Origin of the sequence: Nocardia wallacei (genome assembly GCF_029869545.1) — a bacterium.
In the GTDB taxonomy this organism is placed as follows: Bacteria; Actinomycetota; Actinomycetes; order Mycobacteriales; family Mycobacteriaceae; genus Nocardia; species Nocardia wallacei_A.
Genome location: NZ_JARWQD010000027.1, coordinates 1 through 2,325, shown reverse-complemented (window position 1 = coordinate 2,325; position 2,325 = coordinate 1). Strand labels below are relative to the sequence as shown.

At 71.7% G+C, this 2,325-nt stretch carries 2 protein-coding genes; one reads left to right on the top strand and one right to left on the bottom strand.

Annotated features, from left to right (window positions below; all coding sequences use genetic code 11):
• Positions 1-539 precede the first annotated feature (539 nt).
• Positions 540-1,385 (bottom strand): SAM-dependent methyltransferase, encoded by an 846-nt coding sequence (locus QH290_RS01405; protein ID WP_280262121.1) that lies wholly within the window; start codon positions 1,383-1,385, stop codon positions 540-542.
• A gap of 56 nt (positions 1,386-1,441) precedes the next feature.
• Between QH290_RS01405 and QH290_RS01400 the strand changes: the two genes are divergently transcribed.
• On the top strand, positions 1,442-2,325 hold an 884-nt coding region (locus QH290_RS01400; RefSeq protein WP_280381747.1), incomplete at its 3' end, for a cytochrome P450 family protein.

Here is a 2,325-nt window from a genome sequence, read left to right as displayed (position 1 = left end):
CGACGCGCCAGAGAGCCGCCCGCCGGCCCCGCGGTCGCCGCGGGGGGGCCGGGTGTCGCGGCGGCGCGGGGCCCGCCGTCGGGCCGGGGCGGGCGCCCGCGCGGGCCGCCCCCCCCCCCCGCCCCCCCCCCCCCCCCCCCCCCCCCCCCGCCCCCCCCCACCCAAACCCCCCCCCCCCCCCCCCCCCCCCCCCCCCCCCCCCCCCCCCCCCCCCCCCCGGCCCCAAATTCGCTCCACCGTGCGCTACCGCTGATGGTTCCACCGTGCGCTACCGCTGATGGTTCCACCGTGCGTTACTGCTGATGGTTCCGGCGTGCGTTGCTGTTGATGGTTCCGGTGCGCGTTGCTGTTGATGGTTCCGGTGCGCGTTACTGCTGACGGTTCCGGCGTGGGTCACCACCGCTTGGCGTTCCGACGTGGGGCACCGCTTACCGTTCGGGCGCGCGTCACCGCCTAGCGTTCCGGCGTCCGCCGCTTCTACATCTATATCCGGCGTGCGTCGTCCTCTCCTTTCCCGGCATGCTTTTGGCCGGGACCCGTCAGCGGATGCGGGCGACCGCGCCGAGCATGGAGACCGCCTCGGGGCGGGGGTGGGCCTTCCAGCTGTCCGGGCGCCAGGACATGATCGAGCCGATGCCGGGCGGCACCACATCGAGGCCGGTGAAGAAGCGGCTGAACTCGGCGGTGGAGCGCAGCCGGAACGGGATGCCGCTGCGGCGGTTGGCCTCGTCGCTCTCGGCGAGGTCCTCGGCGGTGAGGTGGTCGCTGGTGGCGTGCGTCATCACCAGATAGCTGCCCGACGGCAGCGCCTCGCACAGCTCCCGCACGATCTCGTAGGGCCGATCCTCGTCGACGATGAAATGCATGACGGCGACCAGCATGAGCGCCACCGGCCGGCTCAGGTCGAGGGTGGCGCGCAGATCCGGATCGGCCAGGATGCGCCCCGGCTCCCGGACGTCGGCCTCGAGGTAGGCGGTCCGGCCCTGCGGGCTGCTGTCGAGCAGCGTGCGGGCGTGGATGAACACGATCGGATCGTTGTCGACGTAGACGATGCGCGACTCCGGCGCGATATCCTGCGCGATCTCGTGCACGTTCCCGGCGGTCGGGAGCCCGGCGCCGAGGTCGAGGAACTGCCGCACGCCCGCCTGCTGGGCCAGGTAGGTGACCGCGCGGCGCAGGAACGCGCGGTTCTCCAGCGCCGCGAACTGGATGCTGGGGAAGGCCTCGGCCACCGTCTCCGCCGATTCCCGGTCGGCCTCGAAATTGTCCTTGCCGCCGAGCCAGTAGTCGTAGCGGCGGGCCGGGTGAGGCTTGGTCACATCGATGCCGGGCGGTGCCTGTTCGGATTCCACGGTGCCCTCATTCCTGTCGACTATGGTGATCATGTCAGCTCGCAGTGTGAAACCGGTAGCGCCCTGCCGGACCGCTCGGAAGGCTCGCCATGCCAGTGCAGTACAGCCCCTACGATTTCGACGTGCACGCGGACCCGTATCCCTACTACGCCCGGCTGCGCGAGCACGCCCCGGTCTTCCGCAACGAGACCGACGATTTCTGGGCCCTGTCGCGGCATGCGGATGTGCTTGCGGCACTGCGGGATTCGCGGCGCTTCTCGAGCGTCAACGGGCTGCGCATGGAGCCGGCGTTCTGGGGCCCGCAGGCGGAGCAGTTCTTCTCGTTCGTGGCCATGGACCCGCCCAAGCACACCCGCATGCGGGGCCTGGTGACCCGGGCGTTCACCCAGCACCGCGTGCAGTCGCTGGAGTCGCGGGTGCGCGAGATCGCGCGCGGACTGCTGGAGCCGCTGGTCTCCCGGGGCAGTTTCGACCTGATGTCGGAGTTCGCGGCACCCTTCCCCACCGATGTGATCTCCGAACTGGTCGGAGTGCCCGAATCAGACCGGGAGACGGTGCGCAAACTCGGCATGGAGATCATGTACACGGAGGAGGAGTCCACCGATCTGCGCCCGGAGGCGATGCAGGCCATCGGCGCCCTGGTCGGCTACTACACGGAGCTGACGATCGAGCGGAACAAGCATCGACGCGACGATCTGCTGTCGGATCTGCTCGACGCCGCCGACGGTGACGACCGGCTCACCCCGGAGGAGATCGTGGGCGTGCTGATCCTGCTGGTCGGCGCCGGTAGCGAGACGGTGATGCTGACCCTCGGCAATCTCTGGCACGCGGCGTGGGAGCATCCCGAGCAGCGGCGGGCGGCCCTCGGGGGCCGCCCCCCGCCCCGGGTAGCCCCGGGGCATGGCCGAGCCCCCCCCCCCCCCAGCCACACGCCGCCCGCCCCCCCCGGGGTAGGCGAGGACGGGGGGCGGCG